Here is a 16,106-nt window from a genome sequence, read left to right as displayed (position 1 = left end):
ACGGCCGAATGGGTGACCTTGCGTGACCAGATCCTCACCATGCGTGTTTCATTGAGGTGAGCACTTCACGGAGGTCGACATGACCTACCTGGACGAGCACGTGCGTGCGGAGATCCGGCCGATCAAGAGACGCGTCGAGGACGAACTGCTGGCCCGACCAGGTGTGGTCGGCGTCGACATCGGCGAGAAGACCACCGGCGGCAAGCCGACCGGGCGCGCGGCGATCGTCGTCTACGTCGGCGTGAAGCACCACAGCCAGCGCTACGCCATCCCCGTCCAGTACGGCGGCGTTCCCACCGACGTGGTCGAGGACGCGTTCGTGCCGCACCGGGCACTGGCGTGGTCGGACGGCGTCCACGGGGCCGAGCGGCACCAGTGCCTGGTCGGCGGCATCGGCTTCGGCCCGTGCCGGGCGATCCGGTTCGTGCCGCCGGACGTCGCCGTGCCCGGCGACTACTCCGTCGTCGGCACCCTCGGCGCGCTCGTGACACCGCGCGCGGCCAGCCCCAGGGTGATGGCCCTGACCTCGTTCCACGTCGCCTGCGTCGACGACGCGTGGGCCGTCGGCGACGCGATGGCGCACCCGAGCGTCGTGGACGGCGGCCACCCGTGGGACGACCGCATCGGCACGCTCGCCCGCGCCGCGCTGTCCGGCTCGGTCGACGGCGCCGCCCTGCTGCTCAGCAGCCACCTCGACTGCCGGGCCGAGGTCGTCGGCCTGGGCCCGGTGCGCGGCCGGGCCGCGGCCGTCGTCGGCACGGCGATCCGCAAGCGCGGCCGCACCACCGGCCTCACCGACGCCTTCGTGGCGTCCACGGACGCGACGGTGGTGCTCGACTTCGGCAACGACCTGGGCGTCCGCACCCTGCGCGACCAGGTCCGCGTCCAGGCCGCGCCCGGCCACCGCTTCGGCGACCACGGCGACTCCGGCGCGGTGCTGCTGGACGACACCAACCACGTCGTCGGGCTGTACTGCGCGGGCAACCCCAGCGGGTCGATCGGGTTCGCGAACCCGATCGACCACGTGCTGGATCAACTGGACGTTGACCTGTTGGTCTAGGTCCGGTGGACGCGCGTGGCGTTGGCCTGGTCCCTCGGGCGGAGCACGATCTGGTCCAGGTTGACGTGCGAGGGGCGGGTCACGGCGTAGGCGATGGTGTCGGCCACGTCGTCCGCGGTCAGGGGGGTCATGCCCCGGTAGACGCCCGCGGCGCGGTCGGTGTCGCCGTCGAAGCGGAGGACGGAGAAGTCCGTCTCGACCATGCCGGGCAGGATCTCGGTGAACCGGACGGGCTGGCCGAGCAGTTCGCCGCGGAGGCTGCGGTGCAGGGCGGACTGGGCGTGCTTGGCGGAGGTGTAGCCGGAGCCGTTGTCGTAGACCTCGAACGCGGCGATCGAGGTCACGGTGACCACGTGGCCGTCACCCGAGGCGATCAGCTTGGGCAGCAGGCCCTTGGTCATCCGGAGCGTGCCGAGGACGTTCGTCTCCCACATCCAGCGGTAGTCGTCCTCCGGGTAGTCGAGCACACCGGCCATGCCGCGGGCACCGCCCGCGTTGTTGACCAGCACGTTCGCCTCGGGGACCCGGTCGAGGAACGCGGCGACGGAGTCGGCGTCCGTCACGTCGAGTTCGACAGCGGTCCCCTCGACCTCATCCGCGATACGCTGGAGGCGATCCAGTCGGCGGGCTCCGAGCACCACGTGGAATCCCTCGGCCGCGAGCTTGCGAGCGGTCGCTTCCCCGATTCCCGCACTCGCTCCGGTCACAACGGCGGTTCGACGGTCGTTTGTCACGGTGCGATCGTGCCGTGCTGGTCCGACCGGCGCAGCGGCTATGAGAAGCATCACTCCCGATCGTTGGGCACTTGGACGCCGCCGGGACGTCTTTGACAAGTGGGGGACACGAACAGCGAGGGCTCTGGAGGTCGATCGTGCGGACGAAGCTTCGAGCCGTGACCGCGTTGCTGCTGGGCGCGGCCCTGCTGGCCGGGTGCTCCAGCACGGAGGCGGGCAAGGCGAGCAGAGCGAGCGCGGGGTCGCCGGACGCACCCGCCGTCGCGAAGTTCACCGCGGTGCCGGCTGTTGACGCTGTGGACGTGCCGGTGAACGTGCCGGTGAACGTCACGGTGTCCGACGGGACGATCGACGAGGTGGCCGTTTCCAATCCCGAGGGTGCGCCTGTTGCCGGGAAGTTGGCCGATGACAAGAAGTCTTGGGCTACTACTGAGGTGCTGGGGTACGGGAAGGTTTACTCGTACAGCGGTAAGGCGACGGGGACTGATGGGAAGAAGATCGAGCTGAAGGGTGGGTTCACCACTCTTGCTCCTGCGGCTCAGGTTCGGGGGACGCTCTTTCCTGTTGATGGGCAGCAGGTGGGGGTGGCTGTGCCGATCATGGTGAAGTTCGATGCTCCTGTTGCGGATCGGGCGGCTGTTCAGAAGGCTTTGACTGTTACCAATGATCAGAATGTCAAGGGTGCTTGGGCTTGGCTGAGTGATCAAGAGGTTCATTATCGGCCTGAGGCGTACTGGCCGGCTAATACCAAGATTCATGTTGAGGCGAAGTTGTATGGGGTCGCTTATGGGGGCGGGGCCTATGGGGCGGCTGATGTTACTTCGGATTTCACCATTGGGCGGAATCAGGTGGTGAAGATCGATACGCCTACGCATCAGTTGGTGGTGCAGCGGGATGGGCAGACTGTGGCTTCGTATCCTGCTAGTTTTGGGCGGGATGCTGATCCTGAGTTGACCACGCCCAATGGGACTTTTGTGGTTATGCAGAAGGATGAGCAGTGGAGCTTTGATAATCCGCAGTATGGGTATACTAATGTTTTGAAGAAGTGGGCTGTTCGGTTTTCTAATCATGGTGAGTTTATCCATGAGAATAATGATAATGCGGCTAATATTGGGAATAACAATACGTCGCATGGTTGTGCTAATTTGGTTGAGGCTGATGCCAAGGCTTATTATGATACGGCTATGATTGGGGATCCGGTGGAGGTTGTCGGGTCTATTACTACGTTGCCTGCTAAGTATGACTGGTATGACTGGCAGGTTCCGTGGGCTCAGTGGCAGACGATGTCTGCTATTTGAGGGATGGTGGGGGGCGAAACCCCGATTTTTTGAGTGTCTCGTGGCCCCTCGGCTTTGTCAAGGCGGGAAAGATGCCTTGACAAAGCCGAGGGGCCACGATGGTTTTTGGGCATCGGGGTGCGGCCGGGGGAGGGTTTGGAAGGGCAAAAGGTCGCCAGACTTGGGATGTGGTCCGGTTGGGCCGGGGGCCCGTGTGAGGCGGCGGTGGGTCCGGGGGGCCGGTTGGGGCCGGGGGCCCGTGTGAGGTCCGGTTGGGGTGGGGGTCCGGTGGGGTCCGGGGGCCCGGTGGGCGGCGGTGGGTCCGGGGGCCGCTGGTGGGGGTCTGGGGGTGGCTGTCCTGAGGGGTGGGACGGGGGGTGGGGGTTTGTTCGGGTGGGTGGGAAGTGTTCTACCGGATTTGGTGTTGGTCTAGTCGTGCAGAGAACTGTCCTGACTTCCGGTGGTGTGCGGCTGGCTGTTCGTGTTGCTGGGCCGGTTGGGGGGCCTGCTGTGGTGTTGGTGCACGGGTGGGCGCAGTCGGGGGCTGTGTGGGGGGCGTTGGAGGGGTTTCGGACCTACGCGGTTGATTTGCGTGGGCATGGGTTGTCCGAGGTGCCTGGTGGGGGGTATCGGGACTCTGCTGTTTGGGCTGAGGATTTGGCTGCTGTGCTGGCGTTTGTTGGGCGGCCCGCGACTGTTGTGGGGTGGTCCTACGGGGGGTTGGTGGTGGCGGACTACCTGCGGGTCTACGGCACTGGGTCGGTTGTGTCCTTGGTTTTTGTGGGGGCGATCACTGAGATCGGGCGTGGGCGGGGTGGGGGTGTGATCGGGGCTGTGATGCGTGAGGCGTTGCCTGCTGCGCTTGATGATGACGCTGCGATGGCCTTGTTCTGTGCGCGGATGGCGCCGTCCTTGCCGTCTGAGGTCGTTCGTGAGCTGACCGCTGCTGCGCTGGGGGTTCCACCCAGGGTGCGGGCGGAGATGTTTGCCAGGGACGTGGGTAGTGCGGCTGTGTTGGGTGCTGTGGATGTGCCTGCGTTGGTGGTGCACGGTGTCGACGACCAGGTGGTTGATGTCGCGGCTGCTCGGTACAACGCCGCGGCGATTCCCGGAGCCGAGTTGGTGCTCTTCCCCGATACCGGGCACCTGCCGTTCCTGGAGCGGCCCGTCGAGTTCGCCGCGGCGCTTGCCGGGGTGGCTCGGTGAAGCGGGTCGCGGTGCTCTCGGTGCACACGTCGCCGTTGGAGCAGCCCGGTACCGGTGACGCCGGTGGGATGAACGTCTACATCGTGCAGACCGCGACGCGGATGGCGGCGTTGGGGGTCGAGGTGGAGATCTTCACCAGGGCGACGGCGTCGGGGTTGGCGCCGGTGGTGGAGATGGCGCCCGGCATCAAGGTGCGGCACGTGGTGGCGGGGCCGTTCGAGGGGTTGGGCAAGGAAGAACTGCCGGGGCAGTTGTGCGCGTTCACGGCCGGGGTGTTGCGGGCCGAGGCGCGGCACGAGCCGGGGTACTACGACGCGATCCACTCGCACTACTGGCTGTCCGGGCAGGTGGGGTGGCTGGCTCGGGAGCGGTGGGGGGTGCCGTTGGTGCACACCGCGCACACGTTGGCGAAGGTGAAGAACGCGGCGTTGGCGGACGGGGACGCGCCGGAGCCGCGGATGCGGGTCATCGGTGAGGAGCAGGTGGTCGAGGAGGCCGATCGGCTGGTCGCGAACACGGACGTCGAGGCTGCCGAGCTGGTGAAGCTGTACGACGCGGCGCCGGAGAAGGTGTTGACGATCCCGCCCGGTGTCGACCTGGAGCGGTTCACGCCCGGTGACCGGGGTGCGGCTCGTGCGGCGCTGGGGTTGCGGCCGGACCAGGTGGCGTTGGCGTTCGTCGGGCGGATCCAGCCGTTGAAGGCGCCGGACGTGCTGCTGCGGGCCGCGGCGGAGTTGCTGGTGCGGGATCCGTCGTTGCGGTCCCGGCTGGTGGTGCTGGTGGTCGGGGGGCCGTCCGGCAGTGGGCTCGAACAGCCCCGTGCGCTCCAGTTGCTGGCTGAGGAGCTGGGGATCGGCGACGTGGTGCGGTTCCTGCCGCCGTTGGCCGGTGACGCGCTGGCCGGGCTGTACCGGGCGGCGGACGTGGTGGCGGTGCCGAGCTACAACGAGTCGTTCGGGCTGGTCGCGCTGGAGGCGCAGGCGTGCGGGACGCCCGTCGTGGCGGCGGCCGTCGGCGGGCTGCCGGTGGCCGTGCGGCACGGGGTGTCCGGGTGCCTGGTCAACGGTCACGACCCCGCCGAGTGGGCGCGGGTGCTCGGTCACGTCGCGCTCGACCCCGGTCGCCGCGAGGAGCTGGCGGGCAACGCGGTCGCGCACGCGCGACGATTCTCCTGGGAACGCACGACCGACACGCTGTTGGCCGCGTACTCCGATGCGCGCAACGCGTTCCAGCGGGAGGTCCACCGGTGATCGACGAGGTCATCCAGTCCACCCTGGACGAACGGGAACTCGCCTACGAGCACAAGGAGCCCGGCAAGTTCTTCGTGACCCTGCCGGGCACCAAGAAGCTCCAGACCAACTGCTGGCTCGTCGTCGGCCGCCACGCCGTGCTGGTGGAGGCGTTCGTCTGCCGCAAACCGGACGAGGCGCACGAGGCCGTGTACCGGTTCCTGCTGCGCCGCAACGCGAAGCTGTACGGCGTGCACTACACCGTCGACACCGAGGGCGACATCTACCTGGTCGGCCGGATCGGGCTGCACGCCGTGACGCCGGACGAGCTGGACCGGGTGCTCGGCCAGGTCGTGGAGGCCGCGGACGGCGACTTCAACACGCTGCTGGAGATCGGCTTCGCCGGCGCGATCCAGCGCGAGTGGGACTGGCGGGTGTCGCGCGGCGAGTCGCTGGCGAACCTCCAGGCCTTCCGGCACCTGGTGAACGAGGCCTGATCGTGATCCGGCGGGCGCAACTGCCCGCCGGACTCCTTCCGTCTACTCCCTGACCACGGGGTGACAGGAGGGGAACCGACGATGAGCAGACGGGTACTGGCGGTGGCCGCGCTGGCCTTGGTGGCGTTGGCGGGCTGTTCGGCGCAGAACGCGAGTTCGGGTGGGGCGGCCGAGATGGCGGCACCGCCCGCGCAGGGCGTCGCGCCGGGCGTCGCGAAGGACAGCGCGGGCACGGCGAACGCCGAGGCGAAGCAGCCGGACTCCGTCGCGCAGAACCGGCAACTGGTGCGGACGGCGCAGGTCGACCTGCGCGGCGACGACGTGAGCGGCGCGCTGGTGAAGGTCAAGGACCTCGTCGCGCGGGAGGGCGGGTTCGTCGGCCAGGAGAACTCGACGGCCAGCATGGGTTCCGTGACGCTGCGGGTGCCGGTGGACCGGATGGACGCCGTGCTGAAGGGCCTGGGAGAGGTCGAGGGCACCACTGTCGCGCGGCGCGAGACGAAGTCGGAGGACGTGACCGAGCAGGTCGTGGACGTCGAGGCCCGGCTCGCCACCCAGCGGGCCAGCGTGGACCGCGTCCGGGCGCTGCTGGAGCGGGCCACGACGACCGCCGAGATCGTCGACATCGAGGGTGAGCTGACCAAGCGGCAGTCCGAGCTGGAGTCGCTCCAACGGCGGTACGACTCGCTCAAGGGCCAGGTGGCCCAGTCGACGATCACCGTGTCCATCCGGCAGGGGGCGGCTCCGGTCGCCGCGGAGGAGAAGCTGGGCTTCCTCGGTGCCCTGGAATCGGGCTGGCACGCGCTCCTGGAGGCCTTCCGGGTGGTGGCCGTGGTGATCGGCGCGGTGCTGCCGTTCGCGATCGTCCTGGTCCCCGTCGGAGTGCTCTGGGTGCTCCGCAGGCGGCGCCGCACGGTGAAGATCACACCCGCGCCGTCATCCAATTGAGTCACGTTTCCTGAGGGAAAAGCTACTCAGAGCAACGCGAGGGGGAAGCGCGGGGCGGTCCGGGAGAGAGGGGGAGTCACAACTCGGACCACCCCGCGTTGATTCCCCGCTAAAGCGGACATCGGGCGGGGGGAGCCCGGAAGTCCAGCGGGCCGCGGTCCGACGGGGGGAATGCGAACCGCGAGGTTCCCCGCGTGGCTCGTGGAGTGCGTGGGAGCCGAGCCGCGCAGGCCATGCCAACTTCGCAGATCGGGCAGCCGCACCACAAGGTCATCCGCTACTCCATTCGAGTGTTATTGATCTGAGAACGTAACGTCTCGGTACACCTTGACCTCGGCTGTGGCGTGACTCACGATGACGCGATCAGGGCCGACCGCCGATCGAATGAGGCAGCCGCATGGTCTTCCGCAGTCCGTTCCCCGACGTCGTGGTTCCAGACGTCTCCTTGCACGAGTTGCTCTTCGCGAACGTCGCCGAGCGCGCCGACCAGGTAGCGCTCATCGATGGCGCGTCCGGCGCCGAGATGACCTACGCGCAGCTCGTCGGTGCGATCGACAGGGTCGCCGCCGCACTCGCGGAGAGGGGGATCGGCAAGGGCGACGTCGTGGGCATCCTCAGCCCCAACACGCCGTACTACGCGGTCGTCTTCCACGGCATCCTGCGCGCGGGCGCCACCGCCACGACGATCAACGCGCTCTACACCGCGAACGAGGTCGCCAGCCAACTGGCCGACGCGGGCGCCAAGATGCTCTTCACCGTCTCCGTGCTCCTGCCGAACGGCTGGCCCGCGGCGCAGCAGGTGGGCCTCGCCGCCGACGACGTGGTCGTCCTGGACGGCGCCGAGGGCCACCCCGCGCTGCCGCACCTGCTCGCGAGCACCGGCCCCGTGCCGGAGGTGGTGATCGACCCGGCCGAGGACGTCGCCGTGCTGCCGTACTCCTCGGGCACCACCGGCAAGGCCAAGGGCGTGATGCTCACGCACCGCAACCTCGTCGCCAACATCGTGCAGAGCGACCCGATCATCCGCATCGGCGGCCACACCCGCATCCTCGCCGTGCTGCCGTTCTTCCACATCTACGGCATGCAGGTCCTGATGAACAACGGCCTCTACGTCGGCGCCACCGTCGTCACCATGCCGAGGTTCGACCTGCCGGAGTTCCTGCGCGTCATCGCCGAGCACCGCACCGACCGCGTCTACATCGCGCCCCCGGTCGCCGTCGCGCTGGCGAAGCACCCGCTCGTCGACCAGTTCGACCTGTCCGCCATCGACACGATCTTCTCCGGCGCGGCCCCCCTCGACGTCGACCTGGCCGCGGCCGTCCGCAAGCGCTTGGGCTGCAAGGTGTTGCAGGGCTACGGCATGACCGAGATGAGCCCCGTCAGCCACGCCATCCCCGAGGGCCGCGACGACATCTCCGTCGGCACCGTGGGCGTCATCTACCCGAACATGGAGAACCGCTTCGTCGACCCCGCCACCGGCGAGGACGTGGGCGTGGGCGAACGCGGTGAACTCTGGTGCCGCGGCCCGAACGTCATGAAGGGCTACCTGAACAACGCCGAGGCCACCGAGGCGACCCTGGACGCGGACGGCTACCTGCACACGGGCGACGTGGCCGTCATCGACGCCGACGGCATCGTCACCATCGTCGACCGGGTCAAGGAGCTCATCAAGTACAAGGGCTACCAGGTCCCGCCGGCCGAGTTGGAAGCCGTCCTGCTGACCCACCCGCAGATCGCCGACGCCGCCGTGGTCGGCGTTCTCGACGCCGAGGGCGAGGAGGTCCCGAAGGCCTTCGTCGTCCGGCAGGCGGGCGCGGACGACCTCGACGACGCCGGGGTGATGGGCTTCGTCGCGGAACGCGTGGCACCGCACAAGAAGGTGCGGGTCGTGGAGTTCATCGAGGCCATCCCGAAGTCGGCCGCGGGGAAGATCCTGCGCAAGGACCTGCGGGCGCGGGAGAAGGCTGGTTCGTAGCACTCCGACAAGGGGCCCCCGGCGAGATCGTGGCCGGGGGCCTTTTTCGTGCGCGTGGGCCGTTGGTCAGCGGGAGAGGCCGATGCCGTCGAGGAGCCTGTCGATCAGGGCGTCCGGCACGGTGCCCGCCTGCATGGCGGTGCGGTAGACGAGTGGGCCGATCAGGAGTGACGCCGCGTCGTCCGGGGACACGTCGGCGGTCAGTTCCCCTGTGGTGGCGGCGATCTCCAGGGCGGCTCGCAGCCTGTCGGTGATCGCCGCGATCGCGTGGTTCCGCTGGTCGGCGATCTGGGGGCTCCAGACGGCGCCCTGCATGAGGGTGAGGGTGACCGCGACCACCTCCGGCAGCGCCATCTCGGTGGCCATCGCGCGCAGTTGGTCGCGCAGCCACGGGCGGACTGGAGGCGTCGGGTCGCGGAAGTACGGCAGGTCGCTGCCCGACATGGCGGCCAGCAGCAGTTGTTCCGGCTGGGCCCAGTGGCGGTACACGGTGGCGCGGCCGATGCCCGCCTCCTGCGCGACCCGTTGGTGGGTGACCGCTGCCGGGCCCTCCTTGAGCAGCAGGGCGCGGGCCGCGGTGAGGATCGCGGTTCGGCTGCGGGTGCTGCGGGGATCGGTCACGTCAGCAGTGTAGTGAGACAACTTGACTCAGAGTTGGGCGCGATGGGAGGCTCACTGTGAGACAAGTTGACTCATAGATGAGGGGTTGGGGTGTCAGTCGAGCAGCCGACCAGGCGTGACCACCTGCGGAAACGGGTGTTGTCGACGGTGTTGGGGAGGATCGACAACCGGCGGTACCCGCGCGAGAGCGGTGCGGGGCACGCCACGGCGGCGTCCAGTCCTGGGCCGTACTACATCGCTGATCCGCCGGTGCGGACCGACGTGCGGGAGGACCGCGAAGGGCTTCCGCTGCTGCTGCGGGTCCGGACGGTGGACGTCGACACGGGTGAGCCCGTGGCGGGGGCCAGCGTGGAGATCTGGCACTGCGACGCGTTCGGGACGTACTCGGGGTACCAGGCGTACGACCCGGACAAGTTCCCGAACATGCCGTTGATGGTGCTGCGCCGCTACCGGCCGACGGACGCGACGACGTTCCTGCGCGGGCGGCAGGTCGCGGACGGCGACGGGGTGGTGGAGTTCCGGACGGTCGTGCCCGGTTGGTACACGCCGCGCACGCTGCACATCCACTACCGGGCGTTCCTCGACGGGGTGGACCTGGTGACGACCGAGTTCTACTTCCCGGACGAGTTCTCGGCACGGGTACAGGCGACGCCGCCGTACGACCGGCGCGGGCGCAGCCCGTTCACCAACGACAACGACATCGAGATCCGCCTGGCCAAGGGGTCGGCGGGGAGTTGGCTCGACATCAGCGAAACGGCCGACGGCGTGGTGGGTGCCATCACGGTGAAGGTCCGGCGTGCGGGAGGACGAGGATGACCAGGACCGCGGTGATCACCGGGGCGGCGGGTGGGCTCGGGACGGCCGTCGCGCGGCAGTTGCTGGGCGCGGGGGTGCGCGTGGTCGTGCTGACCCGTGACGCGGCCAGCGCTCGCACGGCCACCGAAGGACTTCGTCGGGTGCCGGGCGGTGAGCTGCTGGCCGGATCGCACCACGGGAGCCTGCTCGTCCGCGATGACGTCCGGGCGCTGGCGGAGGAACTCGCGGCGCGCGGCGAGCCGGTCGACGTCCTCGTCAACAACGCGGGCGCGGCCTTCCCCGGCTACGCCGAGACGCCCGACGGCGCCGAACGCACACACGCCGTCAACCACCACGCCCCGTTCCTGCTGACGCACCTCCTGCTCTCCCAAGGGGTTCTCGCTCCGGGCGCGCGGATCGTCAACGTCTCCAGCGACCTGGAGAAGCGGGGCAGGCTCGACCGGGAGCACCTCGACGTCCTCGGGACCTCGTGGCGGGACCGGTTCGGCCAGATGCCGGTGTACGGGACGGCGAAGCTGCTGAACGTGCTCGCGACGGCCGAACTGGCGCGGCGGCTGCCCGAGGGGATGAGCGCGTACAGCGCCTCGCCCGGCGTGGTCAGGACGGGCTTCACCTCGAACGCCGGTGGTGGCATGAAGGCGTTCGGCAAGCTGGCGGGCCTGTTCTCGTCGACGCCCGACGAGGGGGCGCGGACGCCGGTGCACCTGGCGGTCAGCACGTCCCCGCCGCGGCCGAACGGCGGGTACTTCGCGAAGGCCGCCCCCGCCACGCCGTCGGAGCAGGCCCGCGACGCGGTGCTCGCCGCGAAGGTCTACCGGCGCACGGCGGAGGAGGTGGGCGTCGCGCCGCTCGGGTCCTAGGCCGGTGCCTCGGCGACGGCCTTGACGTGGCGGTTGCGGTCGCGGATCAGCCTGGGCAGGTACCGGTTGAGCACCGCCAGCTCGGCGATCGTGCCGAACGGGCGGAGCGGGGCGGCGAAGTCGACCACGTCGCGCACCACGGTGCCACCGCGCCCGTCCGGCGCGAAGCGGTGTTCGTGTCGCCAGTGCCGGAACGGGCCGTCGACCTGGTCGTCGACGAAGCGCGCGGGCGGCTCGAACGCGCTGATCCGACACGTCATTCGCCAGAGCACCCCGAAGTGCCTCGCCTGCCAGGTCACGGTGTCCCCGAGCACGAGCCCACCGGAGGTGACGCCGTCGACCGCCCGTTCCCCGGCGTCGGCCATCGACGCGGTGTGCACGTCCACGTCGAGCGAGACGTCGAAGACGCGGCGAGGCGGCGCGGCGATGCTCGTGGTGACCTCGAAGTGCGGCACAGGTCGATGGTAGAGCGGGCTTCCTTGGCTGCCCTTTCAGCAATCGTCCGCAAATGTGCGGACGATCGGGAGCCGTGGAGTGTTGCGCTGGTGCGACCGCGGCGGAGGAGGGCGATCCGCTTGGTCGCCCGCCGATCCGGTGGGCGCGGGTTTCGTGATCGGAGGTGGAGGCCCTGAAGGTTTTCATCAGCCATTCGTTCGACAACGAGCTCGAGTTCGAGAACGTGGTCGACTGGTTGGAACACCTCGGAGTGCCGTACTGGCGGCCGACCGAGATGAAGTCCGGGGGTTCCCTTCGCGAGCAACTGCGTTCGGCCGTGCAGTTGTGCAGCGTCTGCGTTTTCGTCGCCACTCGGAAATCCGTCGAGTCGAGCTGGTGCGGTGCGGAGTTGGGGGCGTTCTGGGGCGCTGGTATTCCGATCATCGTGTACGTGGCGGATCCGCAGATGTCGGATGACCTGCTGCCCCAGATCCTCCAGGGGGACCTGTGGGAGAGGAGGCTCTCCCGCGTCGCCTTCAGGGCCGCGGAGTTGGTGAAGCAGGCGCAGGTCGCGGACGAGGGCGCCGGGCTGTCCCCGACCGCTCGGATCTCCAGCATGACGGTCCAGCAGTTCCAGAAGTTCGTGGTGGGGGCCTTCTCCCTGGTGGAGGCCCAGGTCGGGAATGAGTCCGGCTCTCGGGGCGACGACCGTGACCTCACGTCCATCGCCTCCGACGTGGCGGGTCGCATTCTTCGCGGTGCCGAGGTGACCAGCAGGATTTCCGAGGGGGAGAGCGAGGACTGGAAGCGGAGGGTGTTGTGGGTCGACGACCGGCCTCTCAACAACAGGCACGAGCGCGGAGCCTTCGAATCCTTCGGCATCGAGTTCGCCCTGGCTTCCTCCACGGACGAGGCGGTCGAGGTTCTCGAGGGTGAGAGGTTCGCGGCGGTGATCTCGGACATGGGACGACCGGAAAGTCCGAGGGCGGGTTACGAGTTGTTGGAGAAGATTCGCGACCGCGGGAACGTCACGCCTTTCTTCCTGTATTCGGGTTCCGATTCGCCGCGGCATCGAAGGGAGGCTCTGGACCGTGGCGCTCAAGGTGTCACGAACGTCGCCGACGAGTTGATCGACATGGTCACGGCCGCTCTCCGGGAGCTCGACTGACGACGGCGTTCGCCGGTGCTAGGGTCGTGGTGCACGGTGTGCTGCGTCGGAACGCTCCGTGTGTCACCACTCCCTTGGCGCGCCCGTGTTTTCGGAGCGCGAGGAGTGCGTTGTGGACGGTCGGATCCTGGTGATCGGTGCCCGTGGTGGTGTCGGGCGGCATGTTGTCGAGCAGCTCGTGGCCGCGGGGCGGCGGGTTCGGGGGTCGGTGCGGAAGCTCGCGGCAGGCGATTCGGCGGACGTGGTCGTCGCCGATCTCACGAAGCCCGACACCCTGAGGGGTGCGTTGGACGGTGTTTCGGCGGTTTTCCTCTACGCCCCAACGGAAGGCGCGGCCGGGTTCGTCGGTGCGGCCAAGGCGGCGGGTGTGGAGCACGTCGTGCTGCTGTCGTCGGGCAGCGTGCTACTGCCGGCCGCTGTCGGCAACCTGATCGCGGAGGAGCACCGGGCGGTCGAGCGGGAGTTGGCCGAGTCCGGGCTGAGGTGGACGCCGATCCGGCCGCTGGTGCTGGCGAACAACGCCCTGAACTGGGCCGGGTCGGTGCGTGACGAGCGGGTCGTCCGGCTGGTGCACGCCGACGCGGTCACGGCGCCGGTGCACGAGCGGGACATCGCCGCGGTGGCGGTCGCGGCGCTCCTTGGCGGCGGCGAGCACGTGAGCGAGTTGCTCACCGGGCCCGAACTCCTGTCGCAGGAACGGCAGGTGGAGCTGATCGGCGAGGCCGTCGGTGCGGACGTGCGGATCGAGGAACTGCCGCCGGACCAGGCGCGGGCGCGGTTCGGCGGGTCGGCCGCGTTCGACGCCGTCCTGGAGTTCATCGCCGCCGCGAGGGCGGGCGGTTCCCCGGCCACCGCGACGGCCGAGCGGGTGCTGGGACGGCCGCCCGCGTCGTTCGCCGAGTGGGTGGACGACCACGTGGACGAGTTCCGCTGACCGTCCACAGCGGACTCACGCGGTCGCGGCGGCCTTCACCTTGGCGGCCGCCGCCCGCGCGGCGATGGCGTCGGCGAAGCCGGGGACCAGCAGGCTGGCGGCGTCGGCCGCGGCGGTGATGATCTCCTCGTCGGTGAGGTCGAGGCCCTGCGAGCCCATGACGGCGAGGTTGGCCGTCATCAGGGCCATGCGGATCCTCAGCAGCTCCAGCGGGGGCGTGTCGGGGTCGACCAGCAGCGCGGAGACGCGCTGCATGCGGTCCAGGCCGCCCCCGCCCTTATGGGGCACGAGGTCGCGCAGCGAGGCCTGGTTGGCCATGGCGAACCTGGCGAAGCTGAGGCCGCCCTCGACGACCAGGCCGAACCACCCGGCGGCCACCTCGGCGGCGCGTTCGGGGGTGTGCGGTTGGGCCTCGGCCCACTCGATCAGCGCGTCCAACGTGGCCACGCGCTCCTCGAACAGGCTGCGGACGATCGCTTCCTTGCTGTCGAAGTGGTAGTAGAGCGCGGCCTTGGTGATGCCCAGCCGTTCGGCGATCTCGCGCATCGACGTGGATTCGTACCCGTGGGCCGTGAAGAGCTCCAGGGCCACGCGTCGGATCTCGGCTCGGCGGTCGTCGCCCGTCTTGCGTCGCTGGGTCACGCGTTGCCCTCCCTTCCGTCCGTTTTGCCGTTCTCCCCGAACTATAGCGTTGCTTACCGGCCGGTCAGTAGGTACTCTCCCAACCGACCGGTAAGTAAGTTGTGCTCTTCGTGAAGGAAGCGCGAGATGACGACAGAAGTGGCGGAGGCGCCCGCCCAGTTCACCCACCGGCAGATCATGGTCACCATGAGCGGCCTGGTCATCGCGCTGCTGCTGGCGATGCTGGACAACATGATCGTGGCGCCCGCCCTGCCCACGATCGTCGGTGACCTCGGCGGCCTGAGCCACCTCGCCTGGGTGACCACCGGCTACGTGCTGGCCTCGACGGCGTCCACGCCGATCTGGGGCAAGCTCGGCGACCTGTTCGGCCGCCGGATCACGTTCATCTCGTCGGTGGTCGTCTTCCTCGGCGGCTCCGCGCTCGCCGGGATGTCGCAGAACATGGGCGAGCTGATCGCGTTCCGCGCCATCCAGGGCCTCGGCGCGGGCGGCCTCATGGTCGGCGTGCTGTCGATCGTCGGCGAGATGATCCCGCCGCGGGAACGCAGCAAGTACATGGGCCTGATGATGGCCGTGATGCCGGTCGCGATGATCGGCGGACCGCTCGCTGGCGGGTTCATCACCGACAACTTCTCCTGGCGCTGGGCGTTCTACGTGAACCTGCCGCTGGGCGCCATCGCGCTGGTGGTCTGCTGGTTCACCCTCGCCAAGCTGCCCCGCGGCACCGGCAGGGCCAAGATCGACTGGCTCGGCGCGGGCCTGCTGACCGTGTGGATCACGTCGCTGGTCCTGATCACGAGCTGGGGCGGCACGGAGTACGAGTGGTCCTCGCCGACGATCCTCGGCCTGATCGCGCTGACGCTGGTGACGTTCGTCGCGTTCGTGGCCGTGCAGCGCCGGGTGGCCGAGCCGATCATGCCGCTGCGGGTGTTCGGCAACCTCAACTTCACCCTGGCCGGGGCGCTGGCGTTCATCTCCGGGTTCGCGATGTTCGGCGCCGTGACGTTCCTGCCGCAGTTCCAGCAGTTCGTCCAGGGCTCGTCGGCCACCAACAGCGGCCTGCTGCTGATGCCGATGATGATCGCCGCCATGACCGTGTCGCTCGCCAGCGGCGCCATCATCGGCAAGACGGGCCACTACAAGGCGTTCCCGATCGTCGGCACCGCGCTGATCGTCCTCGCGCTCGGCCTGTTCGCCACCATCGACGTCGACACCGGCAAGACCACCACCGCCCTCTACATGGTCCTGCTCGGCGCGGGCATGGGCTGCCTGATGCAGACCTCCACGCTCATCGCGCAGAACAGCATCGAGCTCCGCGACATGGGCGCCGGCACGGGCGCGTCGACGTTCCTCCGCAACATGGGCAGCTCGCTGGGCGTCTCCCTGCTGGGCGCGCTCTACACCAGCTCGCTCACGGACTCGCTGGCCGCGGGCTCGTCCCTGCCGGGCGAGGCCAACCAGATGACGCCCGCGATCCTGAAGTCGCTGCCGGAGGCCGCGCAGCGGATGTTCCAGGCCGCGGTGACCGACGGCGTCACGACCCTGTTCACCGTCGCGGCCTGCGTCGCCGCCGTGGGCGTCGTGGTGGCGTGGTTCGTCAAGCAGGTGCCGCTGCGCGGCCGGGTGACGGCGGAGGACGTGGTCGCGGCCGAGGTGTGACGGGTGTGGGGCCGCACTCGCCCCGTTCGCGGGTGCGGCGCCACC

Annotated in this window: 16 protein-coding genes; 12 read left to right on the top strand and 4 right to left on the bottom strand. The window is 69.1% G+C overall.

The window, feature by feature from the left end; all coding sequences use genetic code 11:
• Nucleotides 1–79: 79 nt before the first annotated feature.
• Entirely contained in the window at nucleotides 80–1,060 is a 981-nt protein-coding gene (locus NZH93_RS39860) for a chymotrypsin family serine protease (protein WP_259628502.1), read from the top strand.
• On the opposite strand, the gene NZH93_RS39855 is transcribed toward NZH93_RS39860, so the two are convergent.
• The gene (locus tag NZH93_RS39855; RefSeq protein WP_259628501.1) at nucleotides 1,057–1,845 is read right to left on the bottom strand and encodes an SDR family NAD(P)-dependent oxidoreductase; all 789 of its coding nucleotides are present in this window, start codon (nucleotides 1,843–1,845) and stop codon (nucleotides 1,057–1,059) included. The genes NZH93_RS39860 and NZH93_RS39855 overlap by 4 nt on opposite strands.
• Before the next feature lie 107 nt (nucleotides 1,846–1,952).
• Between NZH93_RS39855 and NZH93_RS39850 the strand changes: the two genes are divergently transcribed.
• From NZH93_RS39850 to NZH93_RS39825, 6 genes are all read left to right on the top strand, one after another.
• The gene (locus tag NZH93_RS39850; protein ID WP_259628500.1) at nucleotides 1,953–3,092 is read left to right on the top strand and encodes a L,D-transpeptidase; all 1,140 of its coding nucleotides are present in this window, start codon (nucleotides 1,953–1,955) and stop codon (nucleotides 3,090–3,092) included.
• A gap of 165 nt (nucleotides 3,093–3,257) precedes the next feature.
• A complete protein-coding gene (locus NZH93_RS39845; protein ID WP_276024953.1) occupies nucleotides 3,258–4,277 on the top strand; it encodes an alpha/beta fold hydrolase in 1,020 nt (339 codons plus the stop codon).
• Complete coding sequence (gene mshA / locus NZH93_RS39840; protein ID WP_259628498.1) at nucleotides 4,274–5,527, top strand: D-inositol-3-phosphate glycosyltransferase; 1,254 nt, start codon at nucleotides 4,274–4,276, stop codon at nucleotides 5,525–5,527. Before NZH93_RS39845 ends, mshA begins: the two co-directional genes overlap by 4 nt.
• Nucleotides 5,524–6,003, top strand: coding sequence for a type III secretion system chaperone family protein (locus NZH93_RS39835; RefSeq protein ID WP_259628497.1), 480 nt, complete (start codon nucleotides 5,524–5,526; stop codon nucleotides 6,001–6,003). The genes mshA and NZH93_RS39835 overlap by 4 nt, the downstream gene beginning before the upstream one ends.
• 81 nt (nucleotides 6,004–6,084) lie before the next feature.
• Nucleotides 6,085–6,951, top strand: a complete 867-nt coding sequence (locus tag NZH93_RS39830; protein ID WP_259628496.1) for a DUF4349 domain-containing protein — start codon at nucleotides 6,085–6,087, stop codon at nucleotides 6,949–6,951.
• A gap of 397 nt (nucleotides 6,952–7,348) precedes the next feature.
• A complete protein-coding gene (locus NZH93_RS39825) occupies nucleotides 7,349–8,926 on the top strand; it encodes an AMP-binding protein (RefSeq protein ID WP_259628495.1) in 1,578 nt (525 codons plus the stop codon).
• Nucleotides 8,927–8,992: 66 nt separating this feature from the next.
• Here NZH93_RS39825 and NZH93_RS39820 read toward each other — a convergent pair whose 3' ends face one another.
• Nucleotides 8,993–9,547 (bottom strand): TetR/AcrR family transcriptional regulator, encoded by a 555-nt coding sequence (locus tag NZH93_RS39820; RefSeq protein WP_259628494.1) that lies wholly within the window; start codon nucleotides 9,545–9,547, stop codon nucleotides 8,993–8,995.
• A gap of 90 nt (nucleotides 9,548–9,637) precedes the next feature.
• On the opposite strand from NZH93_RS39820, the gene NZH93_RS39815 reads away from it, so the two are divergent.
• Both NZH93_RS39815 and NZH93_RS39810 read left to right on the top strand, forming a co-directional pair.
• The gene (locus NZH93_RS39815; RefSeq protein WP_259628493.1) at nucleotides 9,638–10,363 is read left to right on the top strand and encodes a dioxygenase family protein; all 726 of its coding nucleotides are present in this window, start codon (nucleotides 9,638–9,640) and stop codon (nucleotides 10,361–10,363) included.
• Nucleotides 10,360–11,223 (top strand): SDR family NAD(P)-dependent oxidoreductase, encoded by an 864-nt coding sequence (locus NZH93_RS39810; RefSeq protein WP_259628492.1) that lies wholly within the window; start codon nucleotides 10,360–10,362, stop codon nucleotides 11,221–11,223. Before NZH93_RS39815 ends, NZH93_RS39810 begins: the two co-directional genes overlap by 4 nt.
• On the opposite strand, the gene NZH93_RS39805 is transcribed toward NZH93_RS39810, so the two are convergent.
• Nucleotides 11,220–11,678, bottom strand: a complete 459-nt coding sequence (locus NZH93_RS39805; RefSeq protein WP_259628491.1) for an SRPBCC family protein — start codon at nucleotides 11,676–11,678, stop codon at nucleotides 11,220–11,222. The genes NZH93_RS39810 and NZH93_RS39805 overlap by 4 nt on opposite strands.
• Nucleotides 11,679–11,842: 164 nt before the next feature.
• Here NZH93_RS39805 and NZH93_RS39800 point away from each other — a divergent pair, with 164 nt between their 5' ends.
• Together NZH93_RS39800 and NZH93_RS39795 are read left to right on the top strand one after the other, a co-directional pair.
• Nucleotides 11,843–12,826 carry a TIR domain-containing protein gene (locus NZH93_RS39800; protein WP_259628490.1) on the top strand — a complete coding sequence of 328 codons (984 nt, stop codon included), beginning with the start codon at nucleotides 11,843–11,845 and terminating at the stop codon, nucleotides 12,824–12,826.
• 112 nt (nucleotides 12,827–12,938) lie between these two features.
• A complete protein-coding gene (locus NZH93_RS39795) occupies nucleotides 12,939–13,760 on the top strand; it encodes an NAD(P)H-binding protein (RefSeq protein WP_259628489.1) in 822 nt (273 codons plus the stop codon).
• Between the two features lie 15 nt (nucleotides 13,761–13,775).
• Here NZH93_RS39795 and NZH93_RS39790 read toward each other — a convergent pair whose 3' ends face one another.
• Nucleotides 13,776–14,402 carry a TetR/AcrR family transcriptional regulator gene (locus tag NZH93_RS39790; RefSeq protein WP_259628488.1) on the bottom strand — a complete coding sequence of 209 codons (627 nt, stop codon included), beginning with the start codon at nucleotides 14,400–14,402 and terminating at the stop codon, nucleotides 13,776–13,778.
• A 126-nt stretch (nucleotides 14,403–14,528) separates the two neighbouring features.
• On the opposite strand from NZH93_RS39790, the gene NZH93_RS39785 reads away from it, so the two are divergent.
• On the top strand, nucleotides 14,529–16,061 hold the full coding sequence (locus NZH93_RS39785) for an MDR family MFS transporter (protein WP_259628487.1): 1,533 nt from the start codon (nucleotides 14,529–14,531) through the stop codon (nucleotides 16,059–16,061).
• The last annotated feature ends 45 nt before the right edge of the window (nucleotides 16,062–16,106 follow it).

Origin of the sequence: Umezawaea endophytica (assembly GCF_025061645.1) — a bacterium.
Lineage (GTDB): Bacteria > Actinomycetota > Actinomycetes > Mycobacteriales > Pseudonocardiaceae > Umezawaea > Umezawaea endophytica.
The sequence above is the reverse complement of the archived record's forward strand: the minus strand, read 5'-3'. Positions and strand labels throughout refer to the sequence as shown.